Source organism: Shewanella acanthi (assembly GCF_019457475.1).
Lineage (GTDB): Bacteria > Pseudomonadota > Gammaproteobacteria > Enterobacterales > Shewanellaceae > Shewanella > Shewanella acanthi.
In genome coordinates this window covers 3,967,800-3,992,943 of record NZ_CP080413.1, presented here as the reverse complement: position 1 = coordinate 3,992,943, position 25,144 = coordinate 3,967,800, and the positions used below count along the sequence as shown (strand labels likewise).

Sequence of the window (25,144 nt, the reverse complement as noted above, 5' to 3'; positions counted from 1 at the left end):
CGTTAGTGGCTCCTCGGCGTCGCTTTGCCACGTAAACTTCCTAGGGCAAAGTTGAGTATTAAGGCCAAGATTAACAGCACTAGGCCAAGGGCGATAGCTTGGGCAAAGTCCCCTTTGCTCGTTTCGAGAGCAATGGCGGTAGGGATATTTCGGGTCACATTTAAAATATTGCCACCGACCATCATGGAACAACCGACTTCGGTCAGAATCCGGCTAAAGGCTGCGACTATGGCTAAGAGGAGTGGCATCCGCAGTTCTCGGCACACTGTCCATACCGCCATTATCCAAGAGGCGCCGAGAGTTCGCGAAGTTTCCCAGGCGCGGCGATCGACACTGGTAAAGGCTGCCTGACTCATGGCTACCATTACGGGAGCGCAGATCATCATCTGGCCTAAAATCATGCCTTCCTGGGTAAATAACCACTTGAGATCGCCAAGCGGGCCGTTGCGCGTCAGTAGTAAATACACTAACAGGCCAATCACCACAGTTGGGATGGATTGCAGCGTTTGAACAAGATTAGTGACCAACCATTTGCCACGAAACGGCGCAAAGGCCAGCACAAAGCCTAGTACCATGGAGGGGACTAGTGTAATGAGTAATGCCGCAAAGGAAACGGAAAACGATACATATATGATGGACCAAACATCGGGGTCCAATGAAAACAGCAGGCCTAACGCCTGCTGTAACAGAGCTAGCCAGCCTTCGTTCATTCGCTATAAGTTGCCTTGAACAGCTGTTCACCTTCGACTTTAAAGTTGTTGATCAGACTTTGACCTTCTTTACTGATCAACCAGTCACTTAAGGCTTTTGCGCCTTTGTGATTTAAATCAGGGTACTTAGCTGGGTTAATTAAAATAATTTGGTATGGATTCGCTAATGTTTTACCGCCATCGAAATCAACACTCAAGTCCAGTTTGGTTTTATAGGCAACAAAAGTGCCACGGTCAGACAGGGTGTAACCTTGCAGTTCATTTGCCATCAGCAGGGTTTTACCCATGCCTTGACCGACTGAAGTGTAACCTTTGAAATCAGGGGTCACATTAGCAGCTTTCCACACTTCTAACTCTTTGATGTGGGTGCCTGAGTTGTCACCGCGGGAGAGGAACGTGACACCAGATTCTGAAATCTTGGCGAAGGCTTCTTCAGCAGTTTTGCTATCACGGATTTTGGCTGGATCGTTTTTAGGACCTAGCACAACAAAATCGTTTTCCATAATGCCGCGGGGTTCAACACCAAAACCAGCTTCGACAAATTTAGCCTCTGCACTTGGTGCGTGGGTCATAACCACATCCACGTCGCCTTGTTCACCCAATTTCAGGGCCTTGCCCGTACCAGTTGCGATCACTTCAACCTTGTAGCCCGATGCACTTTCAAACTTAGGCAAAATTTCTTTTAACAAACCTGAGTTTTCAGTGCTGGTTGTCGTAGCTAACTTAATAACTTCTGCCGATTGGGCAGGTAACGCGGCGAACATGCTGGCCGCAACAACTAGACCAACAAACGTTTTCATTTGTGACTTCACGTTTAGCATGGATACTCCTTGGCAAAATAAGGTGCCCACTCAAATGCCTGTTGAGTGGATTAATATGTTAAAACACGCTTATCAAAGCAATTTAGGTGCCAAAGCCGTTAATTACGATTTCTCATCACAACACATCCGAAATTGTGACCCTAGTCTCAGGCTTAGCAAATAGTACCCAGACAAATTGTCGCACCCCATACTTCTTGTGGTTCATAGTGACCTATTTGCTAGATTTCAGTGCTAGAATTGGTCGTAATTGAGTCAGAATGTCCTGAAGTGAGTCCAATGAGTCAAATTGATAACAACCCTAAGCCTCTTCCTTCTGCCGTTTCTGTCCTTATCGTCGATGACGAACCGGGGATGCGCAGCTTTTTAAACAAGGCACTATCGAAAAAATTTGCCCTAGTTGAGACTGCCGCCAGTATTGAGGATGCCGAGCAGTTACGCAGCCGTTGCCATTTTGACCTGCTTATCGTCGACATTCGCTTACCAGGCCGTTCAGGAATCGAATGGCACGAGGCTTTGGATGAACAGGGGCGTCGTTCAGATATTATCTTTATGACCGGCTATGCCGATATGGAAGTCGCGATCAAGGCATTACGTGCTGGCGCATCCGATTTTATTATGAAGCCTTTCCACCTTGAACAGATGATGTCGGCGGTGGAGCGTTGTATCGAGCGCAGATTACTTAAGCGTGAAAACCTGATGCTGCGCCGAGAGGTCTCCATTGGTTATTCCTCTACCATAATTGGTAACAGTGAGGCGATGAACTCAGTGAAGCAAGTCATTGAGCGTGTTGCGCCGACGAATGCAGTGGTGTTGATTCAAGGCGAGTCCGGCACCGGCAAAGAATTAGTCGCAAGGCAGCTGCATCTTCTTAGCGGTCGACAAGGGCCATTTGTACCCGTTAACTGTGGATCGATAGCGCCAGAGCTTCTTGAGAGTGAGCTATTTGGTCATACCGCAGGTGCCTTTACCGGCGCGAAGGGGAATCGTGAAGGGCTATTTAGTTTCGCCTCGGGAGGCACTATTTTTCTCGATGAAATTGGCGAGATGCCACTGAAAATGCAGACCGCCTTGCTTAGGGTATTAGAGCAAAAGGCCATTCGCCCCGTAGGCAGTGAAAAAGAAGTCAATATCGATGTGCGGGTGATAGCTGCGACTAACCGTACGCTTGAAGAAGAAGTTGAAGCTGGCCATTTTCGCCGCGATCTCTATTACCGTTTGAATGTGCTTGATATTCTGATCCCGCCCTTGCGTGAACGTCCTGAAGATGTGGTCGAATTGACCCATCACTTCACCCGCCAACTCGCTGCCGAATTAGGTGTGAGGGAAGTGGTATGGAGTCATGAGGACTTAGTAAAACTACAGCAGCATGATTGGCCTGGAAATATCCGAGAACTGCGCAATATGATCGAGCGCTGCATTTTGCTCGGCAAGCCGCCAGCGGAATATTGGAAGCAACAGGTCAAGAGTGAATTGCCGACGACCCAAGGGTATCCCTTGGATTGGCCGCTAAAAGATGTGGAAAAACACCATGTGACCAGTGTGGTTGACCTTCACAGTGGCAATAAGTCCGCCGCTGCGAGGGATTTAGGGGTTTCCCGTAAGACCTTGGATCGCAAGTATAAAGAATGGTTTGACGTTAGCGGCGAACAGGAGTCTTAAGGTGTCGTTTTTCACTCACTTCTTTGGTGTCAGTTGGCAGCAAATGCAGGCCAAGGTGCGCTATCGCATTCTGATCCTGACCCTGCTGCCGATTCTACTGACCCTAGTGAGTTTAGTGTTTATCACTATTTACTGGAACATCAGTTACACAGGTAAGCAACTGTTTATGAAGGTCAAGGCTGACCTCGCTGTTGCAGAAAACACGCTACAACAAGTTCAGCTACGCCAGGAAAAGCAGCTCGAAACTGTGATGGCATCTTGGACCTTCCAAAACGATTTTCGCCCACTTTTAAGTGGCGAATTGACCCACAGGACCAGTATCGAAACGTTTTTAAACGAGCAGAAAAAACAGCTTGATCTCGATTATCTACGCTTAGTCAGTATTGCGGAGGCGGCGGCCGATCCTGATTTGCGCCATGTACTGCCAAAAATGGGGGGGCTTTTACCCTATTCAGGCTTGATGGTATTACCGCCTGAACGCTTGGCGAGAATCGACCCAGAGTTGGAGGAGCGGGCGAGTATTCCTATTTTACCGACTCTTAGAGCTCAGAGTCCTGAAAGTAAACAGGAATCCCGTGGTTTGCTCAGCCGTAGTCTTTTGCCTGTCCCTGACTTGGATGGTAGGGTTGCCTGGTACCTCGACGGCGGGATTTTGTTTAACCGCGATACGCGAATTGTCGACCACATCCGTGACTTAGTGTATGACAAGGGCACACTGCCTGAGCGTTCAATTGGGACTGTGACCATCTTTCTCGATAATATTCGGGTCTCCACCAACGTACCCTTACATTTCTCTCCACAACCTAATGAATCTCAAGGCCGAGCACTGGGAAGTTTAGTGTCGGAGGAAGTACGCGAGAAGGTGCTAAATCAAGGTGAGCTTTGGGTCGACCGAGCATTCGTGTTCAACGACTGGTTTATTTCCGCTTATGCTCCGTTAGTTGATATTCGAGGACAACGGATAGGGATGATTTACACCGGTTTTTCTGAGTCGCCGTTTATTCACAACTATCTGCTTAATATCATTGAGTTAGGTACGATACTCATGCTGGTTTTACTGGTATCAGGACTTTTGGTTTACCGTGGTGCCTATAGCCTTTTGCAACCGATTGAGCGGATTCATCACGTTGTACAGGCGGTGCAGTCGGGGCGCAATGTTAGGATCGGCGAGCTCGGACTCGATAGGGACAATGAACTCTCAAATTTAGCCGAGCAGTTTGACCGCATGTTAGACCTGTTGCAACGACGCAACGCGCAAATTCAAGCTGCTGCAGAACAATTGGAAATGAAAGTAGAGGAGCGTACCCGCAGTCTGCAGGATAAGACATTAGAACTGCAGCGAAACGTCGCGTTGTTAAACGAGACTCGTCAACAACTGGTTACCAATGAAAAATTGACCGCGTTAGGTGAGTTAACCGCCGGTATCGCCCATGAAATCAATAATCCGACAGCCGTGATTTTGGGTAATATGGAGCTGCTAAGGTACGAACTCGGGGATAATGCAGAAGTCGTAAAAGAAGAAATCGATTTAGTGATCCAACAGGTAGGCAGGATAAGCACTATTATTCGCAGTTTGTTGCAATACAGTCGTCCTGGGGAGTTTAATGCACCGCTTGAGATGCACCCCATTAAACCGATCATCGAAGAGATGTTAGTGTTGGTGCGCCACTCGATTCAAAAGCAAGAAGTTGTGCTTATTACTGAACTTCATTCTACTGCAGTAGTGCAGGTCAATCGGCCGCAACTGTTGCAAGTGCTGATTAACCTCGTGGTTAATGCCGCCCATGCAATGGAAGGTAAGGGGCGCATTTGGGTGCGCACCTTTGACTGGATCCAGCAGGGTGAACCCATCGGAGTCAAAATTGAAGTGGAAGACCAAGGCTCGGGGATTGCACCTGAACAGCTTGGTCGAATTTTCGACCCCTTCTATACCACCCGTAAAGATGGCACTGGACTGGGTTTATCGCTGAGTTACGGCATTATTAAACGTATTGGTGGCACAATCGAAGTGAGTTCAACCTTAGGTAAAGGCACTGTCTTTACTATCGGTTTGTATCATGAGGCTAAAGAAGATCAGCAAAATAATCCCTACGATGGCTTACATTTTGCGGGCAGCAGTTTAGAAGAACAGCCTTAAGGAATAGCCGTTTTGTACCCTGATATATTCGGTTAAACAGCTAAAAATAAAGCAAAAAAAAGCCGGATAATATATCCGGCCACAAAAGAGTGTGTGAGCAATGTCGTGCTTGCAAACTCAGGAGCACTTTAAAACGTCAGATTACCAGTCATCGGTATTTAAAGATGAGTTTTGGAACGCAAGTTAACGATAATCATTCTCAATTGTATTTGCAAGTTTTAAATGCAGATATTTTTATATCTTTACACTCTTTGCTTAGGTTAACTAAATGGCTTTACTCAGATGCAGCTTGTGATCGACCTGATTTTGCGGATCGGCTTGTAGCTCAGTAATTAAGTATTGATTTGTAATCAACAGATTAAGCATTGCAGGGAAACGGTTCATGGTTTTTACTTGGATATGCTTATAGCCTTGGCGATTTGCCCAGGTTTCTTGGTATTCCAAAAGGCTTTGTGCCAATCCTAAACGTCTAAAATCCGATGCTACGCCACCTAACCAGCTGTAAAACACGCCATCAGCCTGTTCATAACCCAGTTTAAAACCCGCGAGTTCACCTTCCACATGGGCAGTGAGGATAAGGCTAGGTTTAGCCGCCAGTCTTTGTTCGAGTGCCTCGGCAGTCAGTGGGCGATCCAGTTCAGGGATCTGTTTACTCAGTTCAATCAACTGGGCAATTAAGTCGGCGGATAGTTCGGTTTGCGCTTTAATTTCAACAGAATACATAGTGTTCTCCCACGAAAAATCAGCCCCCATGCGGGTTTACACATAGGGGCTGTACAACAATCTGCTTAAATTATAACAGGTCTGGCCAGTTGAGTTAATTAGGAAAATGATTTTTGTGGGCTGGTTAGCAGGATTTTGTCCTGTAGGACCTTCAGCAGTACCCCGTAGGCTGGGAGGAATAGTCCTAGGCTGACAAGCAGCTTAAAGCTGTAATCAACCGTGGCAATCTCAGGCCAATGGGCAGCCATAAATTCATCCGTTGATGCGTAAAAAGCAACACTAAAAAACACTAAGGTATCGACTAAGTTACCGACAATCGTTGACGCAGCGGGGGCTACCCACCAAGAGCGAGTCTTACGCAGGCGTGCAAACACTGTGATATCCATTAGTTGACCAATTAAGTAGGCGGCAAAGCTGGCAAAGGCGATTCGAAATACAAAGGTGTTCCACTGGGCTAATGAATCCATGCCTTGGAAGGCTCCTTGGTGGAATAACACCCCAATGACATAGGAAATCACCAGTGCGGGCAACATCGCTTTGAGAATAATGCTGCGTGCAGAGCCTTGCCCAAAGATACGTACGGTCAAATCGGTGGCTAAGTAGACAAACGGAAAACTAAAGGCGCCCCAAGTGGTGTGGTAGCCAAATAGCTGAAAAGGTAATTGTACTAAGTAGTTACTAACTGAAATGATCAGTATGTGGAATCCTACTAATAGGAATAGCGCGCGGCGAAGCTGCGCAGGGGTAAGCATTAACATATTGTGGCCTTTTTATTTGTGTAGGGCGGGGTGAGGGAACCCGCTAATTTGTCAATTTATTATCTTATTTTAACAGCCCGATTTCCTGATGTGGAAAGCGGGGCAGCCATTATAGTGAGCATATTCCAAGATGCAAGCACTCTGGTTAGTTTATAATCGATGGATGCTCAGTTTGAGCCTTACTGATCCCTCGGCATGTCGCGAAATTTATCCTACACTGATAAAAAGTCACGGAGGGTGAGCGATGAGATCATTGTTAGCTGCAATCTATTTGAGTTGTCTAGCTTTTGTCTGTTATGCAGCACCTAAAGAACCCGTGGTGATTAACCTAGTTACTGCAACTTGGGAAGGGTACGCCAACCCCGATGAGACAGGTTATTACTTTGAAATCCTAAAGCGGGTATTTCCTGCCCCCGACTGGCAGCTCGAAGTTCAATTTATGCCCTTTGCTCGTACCTTGTATTTAGTCGAACACGATCGAGTTGACATGATGCTCAGCGTTTATAAGGACGATGTTAAGCATAGCTTACTCAGTCAGTATCCTGTTGAACTCGACATTATCGATGCAGCGGTCACCCCCGGTATTGCCGAAAAGTGGATTGGTATTGAGAGCTTATCTTATAAAAAAGTCCGTGCGATGTTGGCATATCGATTCAACACGCTAACGCCAGCGCCTATGTATTATGAAGAAAGTAGCGATATGCTTACGATGTTAAACACCTTAAATGCGGGGCATATTGATGCGGTGTTAGATTATCGAGCTGATTTGATGGGGTTAATCCCCCAATTAAAAAAGCCGAAGAGTTTTGTCATTTTACCGGATGTATTAAAGGCGGAGGCCTATTTCGCCTTTGCCAATACAGAAAAGGGTCGACTTTTGAAGCAGCAATTTGATAATGAACATAAAAAGCTTATCGACTCCGGCGAGCAGGCAAGACTCTTTAAAGAGACTAAAGCTAAAGGCTACTAACTTGTTAACTTGGTTGAAGCCTAAAGTTCGATAAGGATAGACAGAATTGTCGCCAGTTTATTTTCCAGCTCCTGCCATTCAGCCTTAGGATCAGAACCTGCAATAATACCCGCGCCCGCAAACAGATTAATCCGACCTGGTTCAATCAAGGCGCTGCGAATCGCCACCGAAAATTCACTCTCGTGTTTATTGAAATAACCACAAGCACCTGCGTACCAGCCACGCATATAGCCTTCGCGTTGGCGGATAAAGTTCATTGCCGAATGCCTAGGCAAGCCGCCAACAGCGGGTGTGGGATGCAAAGCCTGCAGCAGTTGGAAGTCGTTAACTCCCGCTTTCAACTCGGCGCGAATCGCTCGGTGCAAATGCTGAATATGAGTCAATTTGAAGATAGTCGCCGACTCTTCAGCACCGACATAATGGCTCAGTGGTGTCAGCATATTCACAATATGACTGCGTACCAGCTGGTTCTCGATACTATTTTTGGTGTCCTCTAAAAGCGCCTTCGCCAGTGCTGCATCTTCTTCCTGATTTAAACCGCGCACTGTTGTGCCAGCGAGCGCTTCGGTAAATAACTCGTTTTGACGGCGGCGGAATAATCGCTCTGGCGAGCAGGAAATAAAAGTGCGCTCAGGGCTGAATTGAAAGCCAAATTGGAAACTATTGGGATTACGTCCCTGCCAGCAGGCGAGCACCATCCAAGGATCAATTAACTCATTCACTTCGAGCTGCGTTTGGCGCGACAACACCACCTTAGGAGTATCTTGATTGAATTTAGGCTCGACCACTTGCTCCACGAGCGCCTTCCAGCGCGGATATTCGGGTCTATCACTGCGGCCTAGTAGGGTCAATTTGTTGGGGGGCGTGAGCGGGCGAGCCGGCATGACGGCTTCGATAGCTTTAATGGCATTGTCGATTTCGATTAAGGGATCATTATCGGCGAAGTTGAGGTTCACCCTCAGACTGAATTGATTTTCACTGCGTCGGAATTCAATCCGTGGCAGTACAAAGCGGCTATTACCGAACTCGGGCCAAGATTCTATGGTGCGATCGAAGGCGACGCCACCGTAATATCGAATATCCTGATTGGTCGAAAGTGAGCGTTGCTGTTCGTAAACTTTGGCGAGTTGTTGGTCGCTAACGCCGGAGTCGAATTTAAAGTCTTTACAGGCACCAATGGCGGCGACTTCTTCAATCTTGTCGCGACCGTGCCAATAGACACGAGGAAATTGGGTTTGCGACGCCAGCCACGAAATTAAAGGAATTGAAACCGTTGGCATAGATAGCTGCACTATGGGTTCGGTTGGCGGAACTTGCTTTAACCTGATGAGTTTGTCGATAAGCGACTTGAGGTCTTCAGACAGTGCGTGAGCGGGCAAGTAAAACTCCAAAGATGACAAGTAAAGACGAAGGCTGATTTCCTGATTGTCAGCGGTAAATATGAACTTAGTGAGTTCATGCTTTTAAGTCATTAACACCGAATGAGTTCGAGCATCTAAATAAGTATCTGCTGATCAAATTAAAGACCGTCGACCAGTGTGTCAAGTTGTAAGCCATCGCTGTGTGACTTTCGCCATAGTCTCATCCCGCCAAATCAAAAAAATGTACTTTGTGTGGATCTTTCTGTGGGCAAAAAGAGTTGTATTAGACATTTTGTCCTTTGAAGGCTTTTAGCTTTCTCCTTTGGTTTGTAATGAGTCGATCTCAGTAGGTTTTTAGTCGTTTTCCTGTTGCGGTGGAATCTAGCTGGCTCAACATTGGGAGTAATTCCAACATTTTGGTCATGACAACGAATGTATGAGAACGAATAAAATCATTTTTAGAGTGTCTTCAATTGCCTTAGCGATGGAATAGAGTTTTGCTGCAGCAGGAACACACCAAGTGGCTGCTTGAACAACTCGAATAGCCGCATCTAGTACAACATCCCTCCACCAACTCCCCTAGGATCAGAAAGCAAATAATTGCCCTCACTGGCCGAAAAACCTACACTGTAGGCCGTTTTTTAGCTCAGGTTTTATTATGAAAAGTGCAAACAACTCCCTTCTGCCGATCCTCGTGATTTTGCTGTCCTTAGCCCTGTTAATACCAGGGGTGACTCAGCCTATTCTTAGCTTGAATGGCAATATTGATAAGGCAAAATTAACCGAACAAGGGATTGAGCAGGTGGCACAGAGTTTTGATGAAGACTCGGGACGGGATAGCGCCCGTGGCATGCTGAATATGGTCAGCGGCTTATTAGGATTGAATAAGCTTAAGGGTGAGATTGAAGTGCTGGATGAAACCCGCAGTATTTGGAGCACAGTGACTGAGCTGTATCAGTCTGGTAATGCCTTTGTCGCCGGCTTAGTCATGTTATTCAGTGTAATAGTGCCAGCGGTAAAATTAACATTGATGTTGATACAGCAGTTAATTAGTTCTGTGGCGTGGCAGCTTCGGATCCACCGCGTGGTCAATGCGTTGGCTAAATGGTCGATGGCCGATGTGTTTGTGGTGGCGCTGATCATTACCTTCTTAGCGGGTAATGCCTCGGGTGGCATGGGTGAAATGCTCAGAACTGAGGCTCAGTTTGAGATTGGATTCTACTTCTTCACTGCTTATTGCATTCTGTCGATTGCCAGCGGGTATTTGGTGCGCCGCCCACAGGTGCAAGCCTCGGCAATCTAGGTATATTTTTTATAGCTATTTGTTATTGAAAATCGATATTTGCTGAGTTTTTGGTTCTAAACAATAATGGACATCTTTCCTGTGTGTTGGATGATGTCTGTGAAAAACGCGCCCATTATTGTCTTTTGCCTATTGGCCTTAATTGCTTCTTCGCAAACGACGGGGCTAGTTCGTTCTCTGATAGACTTTTCTGCCTTTGTCGGCGTGCTCTACTTGGCTTGGCGCATTAAGCCAAAGGCCGAGTAGGGCACAGCACCATCCCACGATTAGTCCGCTTTCAATCTACTGAAAATACAGAATATAGCCTAAGGATGAGCTGGCGATTGCCGCCCATAGCATCACCCCGAGCAGCAAAGGTTTAGGGCCGCTTGCTCGCATCTTCTGCACCGTAATCCCTGCACCGATCAAGAAAAGACACAGCACTAAGGTGCGTTTTGACATCATAAATAGGGTGTCATACACGCCTTGGAATTGCGGTAACACATAGGCCGTAGCAATCGCTAAGCAATAGAATCCAATAAAGTAGGGAATGCTCATTTTGCGCTTATTGCCGCCAAACAGCATGGCGCTAATGAGCGCGATAGGGATAATCCACAGTGCCCGCGCCAGTTTAATGGTGGTGGCAGTTTTAAGTGCTTCATCACCGTAGGCCGAAGCGGCACCGACCACAGATGATGTGTCGTGAATGGCAATGGCACTCCATACCCCGAACTCGTATTGGCTCATATTGAGTAATTGTCCGAGGGCGGGAAACAGGAATAGCGCTACCGAATTGAGCACAAAAACGCAGGCCAGTGCAGTCGCAGTTTGATCCGAGCGGGCGTTAATGGCAGGGGCGACGGCCGCGATGGCGCTGCCGCCACAGATGGCGGTGCCTGAAGCAATTAAATGTCCGGTAGTAGGGTCAAATTTCAATGCCTTAGTCAGTATCCAACCCAGTAATAAGGTGAAGATAATCGAGCCGATAATCAGCCCCAAATTATTGCTGCTGGCTTCGATGGCTGCATCTAAGTTGATGCCAAATCCAAGGCCGATAATTGAATAGGACAACAGCTTTTTGGTGAAGGCGCTTAAGTCCCATTGGCTAGGGACCCAACCAAGACTCGCTAGGGTAAAACCGAGCACTAATGCCATGGGGGATGACATAAAAGGCGCAAGGCATAACAGTGCGGCACTGATAAAAATAAGATGTTGGCGATTTTTAAACAGCGAGAGTGTCGAAGAAAAATTCATAACGCCTTTTGCCTAAACGATTAAGTTTGCCGATTCGCAGTTTTCAACTCCTATCGTGCCAAGCACATTGGTTGGCAACTCAATAACCTAGGATTCAAGCTAGCAAATTGACTGAGGCGGGCATTATAGCCTTGGGGACGACATTCAATAAAATCAATTTATCTTATTTTATGGGTAAGTTTTGTTGAATCTTAAGATGTGCTAACACTTCTATCGGGTCTCGTTCACCTTTAGGGCAAAATCATAGGGCAATGGGCTCGGTGCTTTAAGTTTGGGTTTGATGACACAGTAAAGAAATGCGGGGGAGTCGATAAATCCACTCCCCCGCATACTACTCCCCGTGCTTCTCCCCAAGAAGTCTTTAGCCTACAGATTAACTATGCTTTGCAGATCATAGTTCTGTGGATCAGAGTTTTGCAGGTCGTATACGCTGCCATCTTTGGCAGTAAAGAATCTATCTGGCGTGTCATTGGCACTTGGTGTTTCAGTGTGTAACAAACTCAGCCTGCGGCACTCTTGGGTTTTCTTTGCTGCTTCAATAATCTGTACGTCATCCAAATGAGCCAGATTACGGGCGCCAATCATGCCGCTGCGGTCGAAACACAATTCCACATGGCAACCTTGATCTCTCAATACCAGTGCAGTGGGTGAATCTTTGGTGCCGTTAAAGGCAACAAATTGCTTAGGTTGCGCGAGGCCGCTATGGCTGCCATCTTCAAAGAAGGCTAGCAGGTGTTGGTAGTAAACCACATAGCTGGTGACGTTCTGGTGTGAACCCTCATTCAGTGGAAAATGACGATCCAGAAATTGTTTCGCATGGGTCAGCATCTCCTGTTCTGCACCTTTGACTTGGGCGACAGCGAGTACTTCTTCTGCGATGAAGCTGGTTAGATTTTGTTGGATCCGTTCGCTATTGATAATTGACATATTCATCGCTGTTTCCCCTACTCGTACTGATTAAAAATGAGAGCTTTGATTGCTTGATTTGTAGTCTAGTCGCTTTTTCACTACAATTTCACAATAAAAATTTTACAATGTGAATTTTACAAAATGCGCAATGACCAGAGCTTGATGAGAAAATCACATTTCCTAGGGACTAAAATTCGTAACCTACGGAAACGTAACAATTTAACCATGGAGGATTTATCGGCACGCTGTATTCGTGTCGATGCAAACAGCGCCCCTTCTGTGTCATATTTGTCGATGATCGAACGTGGGAAACGAGTGCCGAGTGCAGAAATGTTGGCTGTGATTGCCGCCGTTTTTCAAAAAGAGGTCGATTGGTTTCTAGATGACGCCCCCGAAGAGAGCGCCATTACCCCCGACAAGGGGCGTCGTGGTGGGATAAGCGGCATGGCTCTAGAACCAAGCTTTTTGTTTTCTAATGATATTTTGCAAATTGCGATACCTGAGATGCTGTCACAAACTGGGATATCGGGTCGGCAGTTCGCCCATTTACTCATTCGCGCTCATCAGGAACATCATCAAAATCATTTCCCCGATTTAGAACGTGCAGCCGAAGAGGTTGGTCAGAAGCGCATGCCGCTTTCCCTCGACGAAATGCTCGATATCGCCAAGGGTGTGGGTCTAAAAATCAAGTGGATAGATAGCACTCCCCAGGAAGTCATCGATGAGCGTGGCATTAGTTCACGTCAGTTGGTGACCTCCTTCTTCGAGCCGCCAAGCACTATCTATGTGAATAAAATCCTTAAAAACAGACCCAATCGCCTCAAATACGACTTAGCGGCGCACATAGGTCACTGTGTTTTGCACAATAAGGATGGCCTCAAGAGCGTGATGATTTCTGGCCGTAAGCTAGAGATGGACGAAGAGGTCACGATGCAATCCAACACGCTGAACGCGCAGGATATTTTGCATGCATGGCGTGACTTTGAGTCGAGTTTTTTCGCAGGTGCGCTCCTATGCCCTAGGGTGCCTTATCGACAGTTATTGGATCGTCACGGTTATGAAATTGAAGTCCATAAGCAGCTACAGGTTTCGGCCTCGGTGGCTATGCGCCGGATGACTGTCGTATCACCTTATCCCCACTGGCATTATTTCGATGCCTACGCACCGGGTAAGTTAAAGGCGGTGTACCGTGGCAATGGTATTCCACTGCCGTGGGGCAATATGCGCTTAGTGGAAGACCCCTGCCAGCATTGGGCGGTATTTAGGATGATAAGCGAGCCGACGGTCGGCACTTCGGCGCAAATTTCTATCCTTAATGTTGGTAACGAGCCGCGAATTTACTGCTGCGAGTCGATTAAGGTCGAAGATTCGGCGGGTAACCCCCATGTACTTTGTGCTGGCATCGACTTGAATCCGGCCATGGAGGCGCAGGGTAAGGATGCCTTAAGTATTGCCAACGATCTTAAGGCGGCTTGCGTGTCAGCGGGCGGCTCAGTCGCGATCCCTAAGCATGTGAAAAATGACTTAGTCAGTGTGGCTAAGATATTGAATATAAATTGGATTGAGCGAGGGATTAAAAACGATGCCCGGTTGATTTGCTCCCGCGGCGCCGTGTGCCCACGCCAGCCAAGCTGTTATAAATCGGGGAAATCACAATGTGATGCTGAGTAGTTGATGCATCGCTGCCGAGATTAAGTGCTTGCATGTAAGTAACCGTTGGCTATATGGATGTCGCTGTCAAGTCTACAGGCAGCGTCTCGCAGCGAGTCACAGGTAAGTAAGTGCTTAATTATTTCACTGAAGCTAACAAAAAGCCCCAAGGTTATACGCCTTGGGGCTTTTGTTTTCTAGCGTTCGATAAGCGGATTACAGCTGGTAGTTAAATTCGATTCTATGGTCGCCGTCCATAAAGTCGACGTTCTCGTTGAAGTTGGCGAAGTAACGAAGGTTCATCCGTGGATTGATTTGGTAACTCAGGGCTAGCTCATGGGTCAGGATATGACTGTTGCCAAAACCATAGTAGTTGTCGGTGTAAGTGTCTGAGCCTGCTATGGTTGTGAGCCAAAAGGGATTATAGTTAATCCAGATTTTGTCAGTAATGGTGAACTTACTGTACATGCCGATAAGGCCATAAACCCCCATGGTGGAATAACCGCTATCGATAGTGCCGTCGTCTTCGAGGGCATCCTTACCAATCGACACCCCAACACCCGCCAATGGATAAAGACTAAAACGGCCAAAGGCGGGCAGGGCTTGGATAAAGCTGTAGGATAGGTCGGCGCTATCTTGGGCGACTACATTCGGATTCATGTTGTAACTGAAATCAATTTGCGCAGCGCGGCCATTGGTCAGATTGGCGGTGAAGTTACGGAAGCGGAACGAATCGATGGAGTTAGAGGCGCCGTTTTCCCCACGCCACCCTAACGTTTCACCGAAAATTCCTTTCATTTCGAACACATTCATCCCTGCGGTGGTTGGCTCACCTGTATCGTAGGCCTGACCCATTTTTAAGTTAAGCCCCTTGTCAGTGACCCCAAAGCCCACTTGAGTGTAGATGGCTAAGGGATCCGACATATCCTTGGGTCCATCTTTGGCATTTTCGCTGGCCTGCGCAATAGCTGCCTCTTCAGCGAATACGGCGGAAAGGGGCAAAAGCGCAAGACTGGCGGCAATTAGGTAATGTGACTTCATAAAAACCTCATCGATTAATGAGTAGGCATTAACTCGGGTGGTGATTCCGGTTCTACAATCCATTAGCGGATGAATTGAGCATAACGCTTTGCAAGGGGTGTTAAATCCATCCTGGGTTGTATACATCAATCCACTGGCGGTATTTATATTCGCCAAGGCCTAGCTTTGCCTAAGTATGGACAGAATTTGGGGAGTGGCTAATCGGAGTGGAAAATAAAAAGGCCAGATAATTCTGGCCTTTAGATATGACTTGAGGATTGAAGCTTGCGCTTAGCGCATAGTCACAAACTCTTCGGCGCCCGTTGGATGAATAGCAACAACGGCATCGAAATCAGCCTTAGTTGCGCCCATCTTCATTGCCACACCGAAACCTTGGAGGATTTCATCCATACCAAAACCAATGCCATGAATACCCACGACTTTCTCGTCTTTGCCTGCGCAAACGAGTTTCATCTTACAGGCTTGGCGATGGCTAGTGACAGCCGTATACATTGAGGTGAAGGTTGAGGTGTAAATCTTCACATTGTCGTCGCCAAATTGCTCGCGGGCTTCTGGCTCAGTTAATCCCATAGTACCGATAGGTGGATGGCTGAAAACCACGGTTGGGATTTGGCTGTAGTCCATCTTAGCTTCGCTCATGCCATTGAACAGACGTTCAGACAATAAACGACCAGCCTTAACTGCAACAGGAGTCAGTTCAACGCCGCCCGCCATAATATCGCCTACGCAATAAATGCCCTTGTGGGTAGTATTTTGCTGCGCATCTGTGATGACATAACCTTTGCTGTCGAGCTTCACATCAGTGTTTTCTAAACCGATATTGCCAGTTGCGGGTGAGCGGCCAATGGCCCAAATCAGGCAATCAACCGTCACGCGCTCGCCGTTTTCGAGGTTAAGCGTCAGGCTGTCGTCGGCATTTTTCACTACAGATTGAGGAATGCTGTTGGTATGCAGCGTTGGGCCTTCGGTTTTCATCGCGTCGACTAGCGCATCGATAAGCATTGGATCGAAGTTACGCAGCGGCGCATGTTTACGGACAAATAAGTGGGTTTCGCTGCCTAGTGCATGCAGTACGCCTGCCACTTCAACCGCGATATAACCCGCGCCGACCACGGCAACGCGTTTTGGCTGTTCGCGCAGGGCAAAGAACCCGTCAGAGTCGATACCATATTCAGCACCTGGAATATCAGGAATGGTCGGTGCGCCGCCGGTGGCGATAAGAATATGATCGGCGGTGTAATGCTCGCCATTCACTTCGATGGTGTTGCCATCGACGAAGCGGCCATAACCATTGAGCAGAGTGACATTATTATTGGTAAAACCACGACCATAGGCTTCGTGGATGCGGCCGATATAGGCTTCACGGCTGGCGACTAAGGTGTTCCAGTCGAACTTGTTAATGCTCACGTCGAAACCATAATCTTTAGCGTATAGGTTCATGGCTTCAGCGATGTGCGCGCCGTACCACATTACTTTTTTGGGAACACAACCCACGTTCACACAAGTACCGCCAACCTGTTTAGCTTCAATGAGGAGTACCTTAGCACCGCGAATAGCCGCTCGGTTTGCGGAAGCGATACCACCACTGCCTGCGCCAAGGCAGATATAGTCATAATGTTGAGCCATGAATTTCTCCGTCTAACTCTAAGAATGGGGTGCTTTTCAGCAGAAGGCCATTGTAGGTTGGATTGAGGTCGCAAACCAGTCAATTACATCGATAGGGCTAATGGGATAATGACATGCAAAATAACACATTAGTTAGCGTCGATACTGGCAGCGGTAATAATCATCCCTTTCTGGCCCTTCGGCGCCGCATTTGAGGCAGCGCCATTCCTGCTGCCTGACATTAAGTTCGTCGCTTTGATATTGAGCGGCTGCGCTCGCCTTAGTGCTTATTTGTCCTTCTAGCTGATCCATTCTAGCGTCGAGCCAGCGACAACTTGGGTCGTTCGCTATATGCTCGCGACTGGCTAATTGCTGCTTGCGGCTAGGCTTTTTGGCTTTCTTCTTGGGCGATTTTGTTGAGGTGTTGTCTTTGGCTTTTTTCGTCGTGGCTTCAGGGGTATCGACGGTTAGGGAAGAATAATTCAGTGCACTGCGTTCTTCTGGCATGCCAATGGGATTGCCGTCGCTATCGAGCAGGGTGCCGAGTGGCAGTGCTTTCGCTTTGGACTGAGAATCTGTGGTTTGGGAGGCTGAGCGTTGAACGTTTGAGGATTGGGTCAGGGATTCAAGCTTTGGCTGATTCGCTAATGATTGAACGCTAAAAACGGCTAACCAAATAAAGGTGAATAATATGATTGCTAGGCGTTGCCGCCACAGATGTAAGGTTAACATTCCCTGTTCCTTATCCCATCGAACACTAATTGCTATCACGCCGCTCCAGCAGCCTATTGAGTCTAGTCAGCGCCGCCGCATTTAACAAACAGACTTTCAAACCAACTCGTTAGAAGCCCAAATTGATATTAATCCCTGCAAAGCTTTGATTTTGATTGCGCCTATCGCCATTGGCCTCGGCCTCGAGTTCGATATCCCGCAGGGCAACGCTATGGCTGATATGGCCTGTGAGGTTGATGCTGTCACTGAAGGCGTAGCTGGCTTCGAGGCCAAACTGCAAATGGTCACGACCATCATGCTCTTTGGTGCGGTATTTAAAATCAAACCCTTGGGAAATATATGGTGCAACACTTAGTTTTTCACTGAGTTCCCAATCGCTGTGTAGGCTTAACTCCACAAAGTAACCCGCCATTTCGGTGGAATAGACATAGCTGACCGAGGGCACGAGCCAAGGTGTTGTGGTATAAGCTAACTCTGCAAAAATCTCATTATCCCAACAGCGATAATCTCCTGTCACTTCAATACGTTGATATCCCACTGTGGTTTCTAGGTTTTCCGTTAGATTAAATCCAAATTCCAAGCCTAGATTCCACTCTGTGTAGTTTTGATTATCGCCGCGACCAACGAGTGCATAGGCCGTCAGATTGCCGAACTCCACTGCCGTGTTCATCCAATAAATGCCGCCATCGTCAAGATTATTGCGCCCCTGCGATACGTATTTACTGTCCCAGCCTAGCTCCCAGTCGATGGCCCAAGCAGCATCATTAAGCTGTTCCTGCTGCGAAGGCAGAGTGTTTGAGGCGCCTTCGGTTGGGGACAAGTTCTCACTTGCAGGTAATGCTTGATTGCAGAAGAGAAGGGCAAAAAGGCTTAAGCCGAGAACCGATGAATGAAGCGTGTTAGTTGCCATAGATGTTGTACTGTTGAGCCACTGCCTTACATGCTGAAATATTAAGCTATGCGCGATAAATCCTTAATGAGAATTACTTCGATTTGCGATCGGCGCGGCAACAATAACAGCGGCTTAATGTGATTGATTTGAATTGCGATCGGTTTCACTTTTTTCTCTACTGAATGCCAATAGGAAAGGTGTCGAAGAGTGCAATCGGTTTTCCCGCCTTGATAAATCGCCCTTGAGCCCTTATTTATTAGCTACACAGATTGAAGAGGAATCATTATGAGCAACCCTTTGCTAAACGGCGCAAAATTACCCCCTTTTTCCCAGATAAAACCTGAACATATTCAAGTTGCCGTTGAGCATGGTATTGCTCAGTGCCGCGCTAAAATCGACGAAGTGCTGCAAAACAAAGGCCCGTTTACGTGGGCAAATTTAGTGGCACCGCTAGAGCAAGTCGATGACGAGCTAAGCCAGATTTGGTCGCCTGTTTCCCATATGAATTCGGTGACGAGCACCGATGAATGGCGCGCGGCCCACGATGCCTGCTTACCTTTATTGTCTGAATACGGCACCTATGTAGGGCAACACGAAGGTTTGTATCAAGCCTATAAATCCCTTAGAGCATCGAGCGAGTACGACACATTAAGCCAAGCGCAACAGAAGGTTATCGATAACAGCCTGCGCGACTTTGAGCTGTCTGGCATCGGTCTTAATGCCGAGCAAAAAGTGCGTTATGGCGAAATCGTCAAACGCCTATCTGAGTTAACCAGTGGGTTCTCGAACCAGTTACTCGATGCGACTCAAGCGTGGACTAAGTTAATTACCGACGAAGCGGAACTTGCGGGTTTACCGGATTCTGCCAAGGCGGCAGCAAAAGCAATGGCACAGGCCCGTGAATTAGAAGGTTGGTTATTTACGCTTGATTTCCCATCCTATTTACCTGTGATGACCTACAGCGAAAACCGCAGCCTGCGTGAAGAATGCTACCGCGCGTTCGTGACTCGCGCGTCGGATCAAGGCCCAAATGCGGGTGAGTTCGATAACAGCCCTCTGATGGATGAAATCCTAGCCCTGCGCCACGAGCTGGCACAGTTACTTGGTTTCGACAGCTTTGCCGATAAATCGCTGGCGACCAAGATGGCTGAGACTCCCGCTCAAGTCATCTCCTTCTTAAACGAGTTAGCCCTGCGCTCCAAAGAGCAAGCTAAGGCTGAGCTTGCCGAACTCAAGGCCTTTGCGAAGGAGCATTTTGGCGTGAGCGAAATGGCGTCCTGGGACTTAAGTTTTTATGCCGAGAAGTTGCAGCAACATAAATATGAGATTTCACAGGAAATTCTGCGTCCGTACTTCCCTGAAGATAAAGTGCTTTCGGGTCTGTTCTACACAGTATCGCGCCTGTTTGGCCTCAAGATTGTTGAGCAAACCGAATTTGACCGTTGGCATAAAGACGTGCGTTTTTTCGATATTTTCGATGAAACTGGCGAGCACCGTGGCAGCTTCTATTTAGATCTCTATGCCCGCACGGGTAAACGTGGCGGCGCTTGGATGGATGATTGCCGTGTGCGCCGCCACACGCCTGATGGCTTACAAAAACCCGTTGCTTATCTCACCTGTAACTTCAATGGTCCTGTCGATGGCAAGCCCGCACTTTTTACACACGATGAAGTGACGACTCTATTCCACGAGTTTGGCCACGGTATCCACCATATGCTGACTCAAATTGATGTGGCTGGCGTGTCGGGTATCAATGGCGTGCCTTGGGATGCGGTGGAATTACCGAGTCAATTTATGGAAAACTGGTGCTGGCAAGAGGAGGCATTAGCCGAAATCTCCGGTCACTATGAAACCGGTGAACCACTGCCTAAGGCGCTGTTAGATAAGATATTAGCGGCGAAAAATTTCCAATCTGGCATGATGATGCTGCGCCAATTAGAGTTCTCACTGTTCGACTTTAGAATGCACCACGAGTATGACCCAGCATTGGGTGGCCGTATTCAAGAAACCTTGGATGAAGTGCGTCGTCAGGTAGCAGTGTTAACTCCGCCTGCCTTTAACCGGTTCCAACACGGTTTTGCCCATATCTTCGCGGGTGGCTATGCCGCGGGTTACTACAGTTATAAGTGGGCCGAAGTATTGTCTGCTGATGCGTTCTCACGCTTTGAAGAGGAAGGCATCTTTAATCCGGAAACTGGCCGTAGTTTCTTAAACAACATTCTAGAGATGGGCGGCAGCGCCGAACCTATGGAACTGTTTAAGCAATTTATGGGTCGTGAGCCGAGTATCGATGCCTTGCTGCGTCACTCGGGTATTGCTGCTTAAGCCCATACACGAGAGCAAATCATTAAACAATAAAGGGCGCCTTAGGCGCCTTTTTTGTGAGCCAGTTCTCGCTTGCCCTCTGGTCTGACCTTTGTTAGCCTGTTGCCCTCATTTTAAGGACGACTCGCTATGAATCTGTATTTCCGTTTGTTTTGGTTGTTATTTTGGCGTGCTCGCCACTGTCGCGATATCGGCTTTTTAGATACTAGCCGCATCGATTACCGCGTACTGCCCTTTGATTGCGATATCAATTTTCACCTCACAAACTCCCGTTATCCCGCCTTTATGGACTTGGCTCGCACCTATATGCTCGCCGAAATGGGATTGCTCAAGCGTTTCGTTAAACTCAAATGGATGCCGATTGTTAATGCCGCCGAGTTTACCTATATCCGCGATATTAAGCCGCTCAAAAAGTTTGAAATCGAAAGCAAAATTGTCGGTTGGGATGAAAAGTATTTCTACATAGAGCAGCGTTTTATCAGTGAGCGCGGCCTACACTGCATTGTCCATGTCCGCGGGGTGTTTGTATGTAAGGGTAAGCAAGTGCCGCTTGATGTATTAGTGAAAGAGGCGGGACATGTGGGGGAATCTCCCGAGTTGCCGCCAGAAGTCGAGAAGTGGAAGGCGTTTTTACAGTTAAAGAAAGAACGAAATATGTAATGACACACTTAAGTACAGCATCCCAGACTAGGGGATGCTCCTTATTCCTGTATCTTCTTCCATTTTAGAGAGCAGGACCTCTTCGAGTACCAACATCCATGCGCCACGGATTTGTGCCTGCTGCCAATAGCGTAGCAGCTGGTCCAAGTCCAGCAGTTTCATCTGCTCAAAACCGTAGTATAAACAAGGGATAAGCGCACAATCTGCTAGGGTAAAACTGTCACCACAGAGCCAGTAATTACGGCTTAAATGAGTATCTAAATGCTGAAATTGCGTTAGGATTTGCTTCTCAAGCTGCTTGATCTCAAACTCGTGTCCAACGGGAACCTGTTTTAGTTTTTCTAATTGAAATAAGGGATTATTGATCTCATTATCAATAACCCTGTCCAGCAGACGCACCTCTAGGTTGCGTTCGGGCAAACTTGGTAGTAGCTCCGTGCCTAAGTGAAATTGGGTATCTAAGTATTCGATAATAATGCTGGATTCGGGGATCAAGTTGCCATCATGGGTTTTGAGTAATGGTAATTTGGCTGGGGGGTAAAACTCTTGGAATGACGCCCGAGCCACAGGGTCACGCAGATCAACGATCCGCGGATAGAAATTGGCTTGTTTTTCGTAGAGGGCGAGTAATACCTTCTGCGAATATCGGGACAAAGGATGGTAAAAAAGCTCCATAACAGGGGATTTCAACCTCGGTCATTTCAATGATACGCCTTAACTTTAGACCCTATCGTGGCCCTTGATATCCCAATTTTAGTAAAGGGGGTAAGAAATACCGAAATCCCCACAACATCAGCATCCATGCGGTTTAAACTGTTATGGGTTCAGCGAAGTTCAGCAAATGTATCAGTGCTAAATCATAAAAACGAAAAGGTAAAAATATGAGTCAGTTAGAGAGCTTTTCATCCATTTATGAAAGGGCTAGCGAGCGCAAGGGTGGCGATAAGGGTCTTGAGGCATTACTGCCAGGGTGTTTAAGCGCTGCCGAAATTCGCAAATACGATGATGCCGAGCTGCTCTCGCTGATGAGTCGAAGAGTGTTTCAATGTGGCTTTGTATGGCGGGTTGTTGATAACAAATGGCCTGAATACGAAAAGGCGTTCTTTAACTTCGCGCCGCACAAGGTGTTGATGCTATCGCCTGAGCAAATTCAAGCGCGGGCGAGTGACACTAAGCTCATTCGTCACCTAAAGAAAACCCAAGCGATTTATGATAATGCCCTGATGATCCACGATATTGCGAGGGAGCATGGCAGTTTAGCCCAGTTAATTGCTGACTGGCCTACGAGCGATATTATTGGTCTTTGGAGTCTTCTCAAGAAACGCGGTGCGCGCTTGGGCGGCAATACTGGGCCTTATTTTCTGCGCGGTTTAGGCAAAGACACCTTTTTGCTTACCGATGATCTACAGGGTTACTTTAAGGCACATAAGTTGGTCGATAGTGGATTTACCTCCCAGAGCGCTTTGAAGCAAGTGCAGGCGGTGTTCAATCAGTGGCAGCAGGAGTCGGGCCGTTGCCTTGCTGATATTAGTCGAATTTTGGCCTGTAGTGTTGGCGATAATCGTCTGTAATTTTGCTATCAATTCTGAAGCAGTATTGCCGAAAACTGATCAGCATCGGTATCTTGCTGCTTCTTCATCGAATATTAATTCTCAATGGGTCGATCTGTCAGTCAATTTCATATTGCCTAGACTAAGCTCTGGAAGACTAAATAAAGGCTCGCATGGTGATTGTTGTTTGATGTTCCTTTTTACAAGAAGTCCATAATCTGCTTATTTCATTTCGACAGATGAAATAACGAAATTGTGATTTGTGGGAAGCTGAGTTTCATAAAATGGGGTGTAAAAGACGATTTCTGATTTGCCCTTAAATTTCCCAGAACATAAAATAGCCTGCTCAAAGGTTGTTGTTTTTGTTGAGAGTACCTATTGCCACGGATTGGTTCCAAATCCTTTCGCGTTGAGAGATGTTAGGTAATCAATCTGACTTTTACATTATCAGTTTAAGTCTTTAGGGTTCACATGACCTAGTTGAATATCGAATGACATTAAGGGAAATTGCCTTAGCGTTTTTCGGTGGTTTTGGCTTAGTAGCTTAAAAGTATATTTGGAATTACTTTTGGGTTTAGTCAATAAATTCGAGTCGTCATCCTGTTTATTTTTGCTCCTAGTGAACCTCTGCGATTTTAAATCGTTTGGCAATAGCACTAATTTGCAACATGAGAGATATAGATTAGGCTGATTAGTGGCTTGAATTTATCTTTCTTACGCAACCTTATCCATAATTAACATATTTCCAATTAACGTAACAATCCGGTGACGTTAGCAGCAACAGTTAATGTTAAATTTTCATTAGCTTACACTTTAGTCTATTAAGCTTGATTGTTGTTCGTATTGGCGTATGCGATAAATGACCGATTCGATTTAAGTTTTTTACGGCCGTACTGCCCAAATTAGGAGCATTACGGGGATGTTAATATTTAAAGGAGTTCTCATGCGGCAGACAATTAAACTTGCCTCAATTATTAGCGTGGCGTTGTGGATGACAGCGTGTAGCCCCGGTGAGGAAAAGTCCGCTTCGGCTGGAGCCGCAGCGGGTCCGCAGAGCATGGAAGTTGGCATCATTAATGTTGTTGCTAAACCTCAGGTTATCCAAGTGGAATTACCTGGTCGCAGCAAAGCTTATCTAGAAGCTGAGGTACGCCCACAGGTGAGCGGTATTGTGACTAAGCGTAGCTTTGTTGAAGGCGGTAACGTGAAAAAGGGCGATTCGCTCTATCAAATCGATTCTGCTACCTATAAGGCTGCTTTGGTGAGTGCAAATGCTGACTTAGCGAGAGCAAACGCGATCTTAGCGTCTGCTAAGGCAAAAGCTGCGCGTTATCAGCAACTGGTAACCACTAACGCTATCAGTAAACAGGATTTCGACGAAGCCGAAGCTGCTTATAAAGAGGCGTTGGCGAGTGTAACTGTAGCTGAAGCTGCGATTAACACTGCTAAAATCAATCTCGAATATACTGAAGTATTAGCGCCAATCTCCGGTCGTATCGGCAAATCGAGTGTTACAGCTGGTGCACTAGTCACAGCTAACCAAAGCCAAACATTGGCGACTATCCAACAGCTTGACCCTATCAATGTGGATATCGCCCAATCGAGTGCACAGTTATTGCGCCTCAAGGCCAGTTTGCAGCAAGGACAACTCAAGGCCGCAGAAAATGCTGATGTTCAACTAGTGTTAGAAGATGGCAGCATTTACAGCAAGACGGGTAAATTACAGTTTGCTGAAGTGAGCGTTGATGAAAACACAGGTTCAGTGATTTTGCGTGCTGAATTCCCTAACCCCGATGGCATTCTGCTACCTGGCATGTATGTTCGTGCGGTCTTAAATACGGGTACAGATCCTCAAGCGATTTTGGTTCCACAAAAGGCCATCAGCCGTAACGCTAAAGGACAAGCGGTAGCGATGGTGGTGAATGACCAAGGCTTAGTGGAAGCGAAAATCGTCACCACGGCAGAAGTGATTGACCATCAATGGCGTGTGACTTCAGGCCTGCAAGCTGGTGACAAGCTGATTGTGGAAGGACTACAGAAAATCCGTCCAGGAGCCCCCGTCACTCCAAAAGTAATTTCAGAAACCCCAGCACAATAGGGCAGAG

General features: G+C 47.1%; 22 protein-coding genes. 10 read left to right on the top strand and 12 right to left on the bottom strand.

The genetic code is table 11. The features are described from left to right. Window positions 1–2: 2 nt before the first annotated feature. Window positions 3–710: an ABC transporter permease gene (locus K0H61_RS17105; protein WP_220050654.1), complete on the bottom strand. Its 708-nt coding sequence runs from the start codon at window positions 708–710 to the stop codon at window positions 3–5. After that, window positions 707–1,531: an ABC transporter substrate-binding protein gene (locus K0H61_RS17100; RefSeq protein WP_220050653.1), complete on the bottom strand. Its 825-nt coding sequence runs from the start codon at window positions 1,529–1,531 to the stop codon at window positions 707–709. The genes K0H61_RS17105 and K0H61_RS17100 overlap by 4 nt, the downstream gene beginning before the upstream one ends. 276 nt (window positions 1,532–1,807) lie before the next feature. Between K0H61_RS17100 and K0H61_RS17095 the strand changes: the two genes are divergently transcribed. Both K0H61_RS17095 and K0H61_RS17090 read left to right on the top strand, forming a co-directional pair. Then, window positions 1,808–3,190 carry a sigma-54-dependent transcriptional regulator gene (locus K0H61_RS17095; RefSeq protein WP_220050652.1) on the top strand — a complete coding sequence of 461 codons (1,383 nt, stop codon included), beginning with the start codon at window positions 1,808–1,810 and terminating at the stop codon, window positions 3,188–3,190. Window position 3,191: 1 nt separating this feature from the next. Then, complete coding sequence (locus K0H61_RS17090) at window positions 3,192–5,327, top strand: sensor histidine kinase (protein ID WP_220050651.1); 2,136 nt, start codon at window positions 3,192–3,194, stop codon at window positions 5,325–5,327. Window positions 5,328–5,591: 264 nt separating this feature from the next. Here the strand turns inward: K0H61_RS17090 and K0H61_RS17085 are convergent, their stop codons facing one another. After that, on the bottom strand, window positions 5,592–6,050 hold the full coding sequence (locus tag K0H61_RS17085) for a GNAT family N-acetyltransferase (protein WP_220050650.1): 459 nt from the start codon (window positions 6,048–6,050) through the stop codon (window positions 5,592–5,594). Window positions 6,051–6,148: 98 nt separating this feature from the next. Next, window positions 6,149–6,808, bottom strand: coding sequence for a 7-cyano-7-deazaguanine/7-aminomethyl-7-deazaguanine transporter (locus K0H61_RS17080; protein WP_220050649.1), 660 nt, complete (start codon window positions 6,806–6,808; stop codon window positions 6,149–6,151). A gap of 244 nt (window positions 6,809–7,052) precedes the next feature. Here K0H61_RS17080 and K0H61_RS17075 point away from each other — a divergent pair, with 244 nt between their 5' ends. After that, window positions 7,053–7,778: a type 2 periplasmic-binding domain-containing protein gene (locus K0H61_RS17075; RefSeq protein ID WP_220050648.1), complete on the top strand. Its 726-nt coding sequence runs from the start codon at window positions 7,053–7,055 to the stop codon at window positions 7,776–7,778. A gap of 20 nt (window positions 7,779–7,798) precedes the next feature. Here the strand turns inward: K0H61_RS17075 and K0H61_RS17070 are convergent, their stop codons facing one another. Then, window positions 7,799–9,157 (bottom strand): isochorismate synthase, encoded by a 1,359-nt coding sequence (locus tag K0H61_RS17070; RefSeq protein WP_220050647.1) that lies wholly within the window; start codon window positions 9,155–9,157, stop codon window positions 7,799–7,801. 640 nt (window positions 9,158–9,797) lie between these two features. Between K0H61_RS17070 and K0H61_RS17065 the strand changes: the two genes are divergently transcribed. Next, window positions 9,798–10,442, top strand: coding sequence for a paraquat-inducible protein A (locus K0H61_RS17065; protein WP_220050646.1), 645 nt, complete (start codon window positions 9,798–9,800; stop codon window positions 10,440–10,442). A gap of 66 nt (window positions 10,443–10,508) precedes the next feature. After that, window positions 10,509–10,688, top strand: a complete 180-nt coding sequence (locus K0H61_RS17060) for a hypothetical protein (RefSeq protein WP_220052808.1) — start codon at window positions 10,509–10,511, stop codon at window positions 10,686–10,688. 36 nt (window positions 10,689–10,724) lie between these two features. Here K0H61_RS17060 and K0H61_RS17055 read toward each other — a convergent pair whose 3' ends face one another. Both K0H61_RS17055 and K0H61_RS17050 read right to left on the bottom strand, forming a co-directional pair. Further along, window positions 10,725–11,675: a YeiH family protein gene (locus K0H61_RS17055; RefSeq protein WP_220050645.1), complete on the bottom strand. Its 951-nt coding sequence runs from the start codon at window positions 11,673–11,675 to the stop codon at window positions 10,725–10,727. A 366-nt stretch (window positions 11,676–12,041) separates the two neighbouring features. Further along, entirely contained in the window at window positions 12,042–12,608 is a 567-nt protein-coding gene (locus K0H61_RS17050; protein ID WP_220050644.1) for an aldolase/citrate lyase/malate synthase family protein, read from the bottom strand. A gap of 117 nt (window positions 12,609–12,725) precedes the next feature. Here K0H61_RS17050 and K0H61_RS17045 point away from each other — a divergent pair, with 117 nt between their 5' ends. Then, the gene (locus tag K0H61_RS17045) at window positions 12,726–14,255 is read left to right on the top strand and encodes a DUF3612 domain-containing protein (RefSeq protein ID WP_220050643.1); all 1,530 of its coding nucleotides are present in this window, start codon (window positions 12,726–12,728) and stop codon (window positions 14,253–14,255) included. Window positions 14,256–14,450: 195 nt separating this feature from the next. Here K0H61_RS17045 and K0H61_RS17040 read toward each other — a convergent pair whose 3' ends face one another. The 4 genes from K0H61_RS17040 to K0H61_RS17025 form a co-directional block, all read right to left on the bottom strand. Beyond that, on the bottom strand, window positions 14,451–15,275 hold the full coding sequence (locus tag K0H61_RS17040; protein WP_220050642.1) for a hypothetical protein: 825 nt from the start codon (window positions 15,273–15,275) through the stop codon (window positions 14,451–14,453). 270 nt (window positions 15,276–15,545) lie between these two features. Beyond that, window positions 15,546–16,901: a glutathione-disulfide reductase gene (gorA, locus tag K0H61_RS17035; protein WP_220050641.1), complete on the bottom strand. Its 1,356-nt coding sequence runs from the start codon at window positions 16,899–16,901 to the stop codon at window positions 15,546–15,548. A 132-nt stretch (window positions 16,902–17,033) separates the two neighbouring features. Continuing rightward, complete coding sequence (locus K0H61_RS17030) at window positions 17,034–17,612, bottom strand: hypothetical protein (protein ID WP_220050640.1); 579 nt, start codon at window positions 17,610–17,612, stop codon at window positions 17,034–17,036. Window positions 17,613–17,721: 109 nt separating this feature from the next. Beyond that, on the bottom strand, window positions 17,722–18,522 hold the full coding sequence (locus K0H61_RS17025; protein WP_220050639.1) for a hypothetical protein: 801 nt from the start codon (window positions 18,520–18,522) through the stop codon (window positions 17,722–17,724). 267 nt (window positions 18,523–18,789) lie between these two features. Here K0H61_RS17025 and prlC point away from each other — a divergent pair, with 267 nt between their 5' ends. Together prlC and K0H61_RS17015 are read left to right on the top strand one after the other, a co-directional pair. After that, a complete protein-coding gene (gene prlC, locus K0H61_RS17020) occupies window positions 18,790–20,829 on the top strand; it encodes an oligopeptidase A (RefSeq protein ID WP_220050638.1) in 2,040 nt (679 codons plus the stop codon). A 129-nt stretch (window positions 20,830–20,958) separates the two neighbouring features. Beyond that, on the top strand, window positions 20,959–21,489 hold the full coding sequence (locus tag K0H61_RS17015; protein ID WP_220050637.1) for a thioesterase family protein: 531 nt from the start codon (window positions 20,959–20,961) through the stop codon (window positions 21,487–21,489). Window positions 21,490–21,516: 27 nt separating this feature from the next. On the opposite strand, the gene K0H61_RS17010 is transcribed toward K0H61_RS17015, so the two are convergent. Continuing rightward, a complete protein-coding gene (locus tag K0H61_RS17010; protein WP_220052800.1) occupies window positions 21,517–22,164 on the bottom strand; it encodes a glutathione S-transferase family protein in 648 nt (215 codons plus the stop codon). 206 nt (window positions 22,165–22,370) lie between these two features. On the opposite strand from K0H61_RS17010, the gene K0H61_RS17005 reads away from it, so the two are divergent. Together K0H61_RS17005 and K0H61_RS17000 are read left to right on the top strand one after the other, a co-directional pair. Then, the gene (locus K0H61_RS17005; RefSeq protein WP_220050636.1) at window positions 22,371–23,060 is read left to right on the top strand and encodes a DNA-3-methyladenine glycosylase I; all 690 of its coding nucleotides are present in this window, start codon (window positions 22,371–22,373) and stop codon (window positions 23,058–23,060) included. A 922-nt stretch (window positions 23,061–23,982) separates the two neighbouring features. Then, window positions 23,983–25,137 (top strand): efflux RND transporter periplasmic adaptor subunit, encoded by a 1,155-nt coding sequence (locus tag K0H61_RS17000; protein ID WP_220050635.1) that lies wholly within the window; start codon window positions 23,983–23,985, stop codon window positions 25,135–25,137. Window positions 25,138–25,144 lie beyond the last annotated feature (7 nt).

Bases quoted from the DNA above. Each gene is read 5' to 3' on its own strand.
- gorA (WP_220050641.1), bottom strand. From the start codon at position 16,901: ATGGCTCAACATTATGACTATATCTGCCTTGGCGCAGGCAGTGGTGGT.
- K0H61_RS17100 (WP_220050653.1), bottom strand. From the start codon at position 1,531: ATGCTAAACGTGAAGTCACAAATGAAAACGTTTGTTGGTCTAGTTGTT.
- K0H61_RS17015 (WP_220050637.1), top strand. From the start codon at position 20,959: ATGAATCTGTATTTCCGTTTGTTTTGGTTGTTATTTTGGCGTGCTCGC.
- K0H61_RS17025 (WP_220050639.1), bottom strand. From the start codon at position 18,522: ATGGCAACTAACACGCTTCATTCATCGGTTCTCGGCTTAAGCCTTTTT.
- prlC (WP_220050638.1), top strand. From the start codon at position 18,790: ATGAGCAACCCTTTGCTAAACGGCGCAAAATTACCCCCTTTTTCCCAG.
- K0H61_RS17105 (WP_220050654.1), bottom strand. From the start codon at position 710: ATGAACGAAGGCTGGCTAGCTCTGTTACAGCAGGCGTTAGGCCTGCTG.
- K0H61_RS17010 (WP_220052800.1), bottom strand. From the start codon at position 22,164: ATGGAGCTTTTTTACCATCCTTTGTCCCGATATTCGCAGAAGGTATTA.
- K0H61_RS17080 (WP_220050649.1), bottom strand. From the start codon at position 6,808: ATGTTAATGCTTACCCCTGCGCAGCTTCGCCGCGCGCTATTCCTATTA.
- K0H61_RS17000 (WP_220050635.1), top strand. From the start codon at position 23,983: ATGCGGCAGACAATTAAACTTGCCTCAATTATTAGCGTGGCGTTGTGG.
- K0H61_RS17050 (WP_220050644.1), bottom strand. From the start codon at position 12,608: ATGAATATGTCAATTATCAATAGCGAACGGATCCAACAAAATCTAACC.
- K0H61_RS17085 (WP_220050650.1), bottom strand. From the start codon at position 6,050: ATGTATTCTGTTGAAATTAAAGCGCAAACCGAACTATCCGCCGACTTA.
- K0H61_RS17060 (WP_220052808.1), top strand. From the start codon at position 10,509: ATGGACATCTTTCCTGTGTGTTGGATGATGTCTGTGAAAAACGCGCCC.
- K0H61_RS17005 (WP_220050636.1), top strand. From the start codon at position 22,371: ATGAGTCAGTTAGAGAGCTTTTCATCCATTTATGAAAGGGCTAGCGAG.
- K0H61_RS17040 (WP_220050642.1), bottom strand. From the start codon at position 15,275: ATGAAGTCACATTACCTAATTGCCGCCAGTCTTGCGCTTTTGCCCCTT.
- K0H61_RS17030 (WP_220050640.1), bottom strand. From the start codon at position 17,612: ATGTTAACCTTACATCTGTGGCGGCAACGCCTAGCAATCATATTATTC.
- K0H61_RS17075 (WP_220050648.1), top strand. From the start codon at position 7,053: ATGAGATCATTGTTAGCTGCAATCTATTTGAGTTGTCTAGCTTTTGTC.
- K0H61_RS17055 (WP_220050645.1), bottom strand. From the start codon at position 11,675: ATGAATTTTTCTTCGACACTCTCGCTGTTTAAAAATCGCCAACATCTT.
- K0H61_RS17065 (WP_220050646.1), top strand. From the start codon at position 9,798: ATGAAAAGTGCAAACAACTCCCTTCTGCCGATCCTCGTGATTTTGCTG.
- K0H61_RS17045 (WP_220050643.1), top strand. From the start codon at position 12,726: ATGCGCAATGACCAGAGCTTGATGAGAAAATCACATTTCCTAGGGACT.
- K0H61_RS17095 (WP_220050652.1), top strand. From the start codon at position 1,808: ATGAGTCAAATTGATAACAACCCTAAGCCTCTTCCTTCTGCCGTTTCT.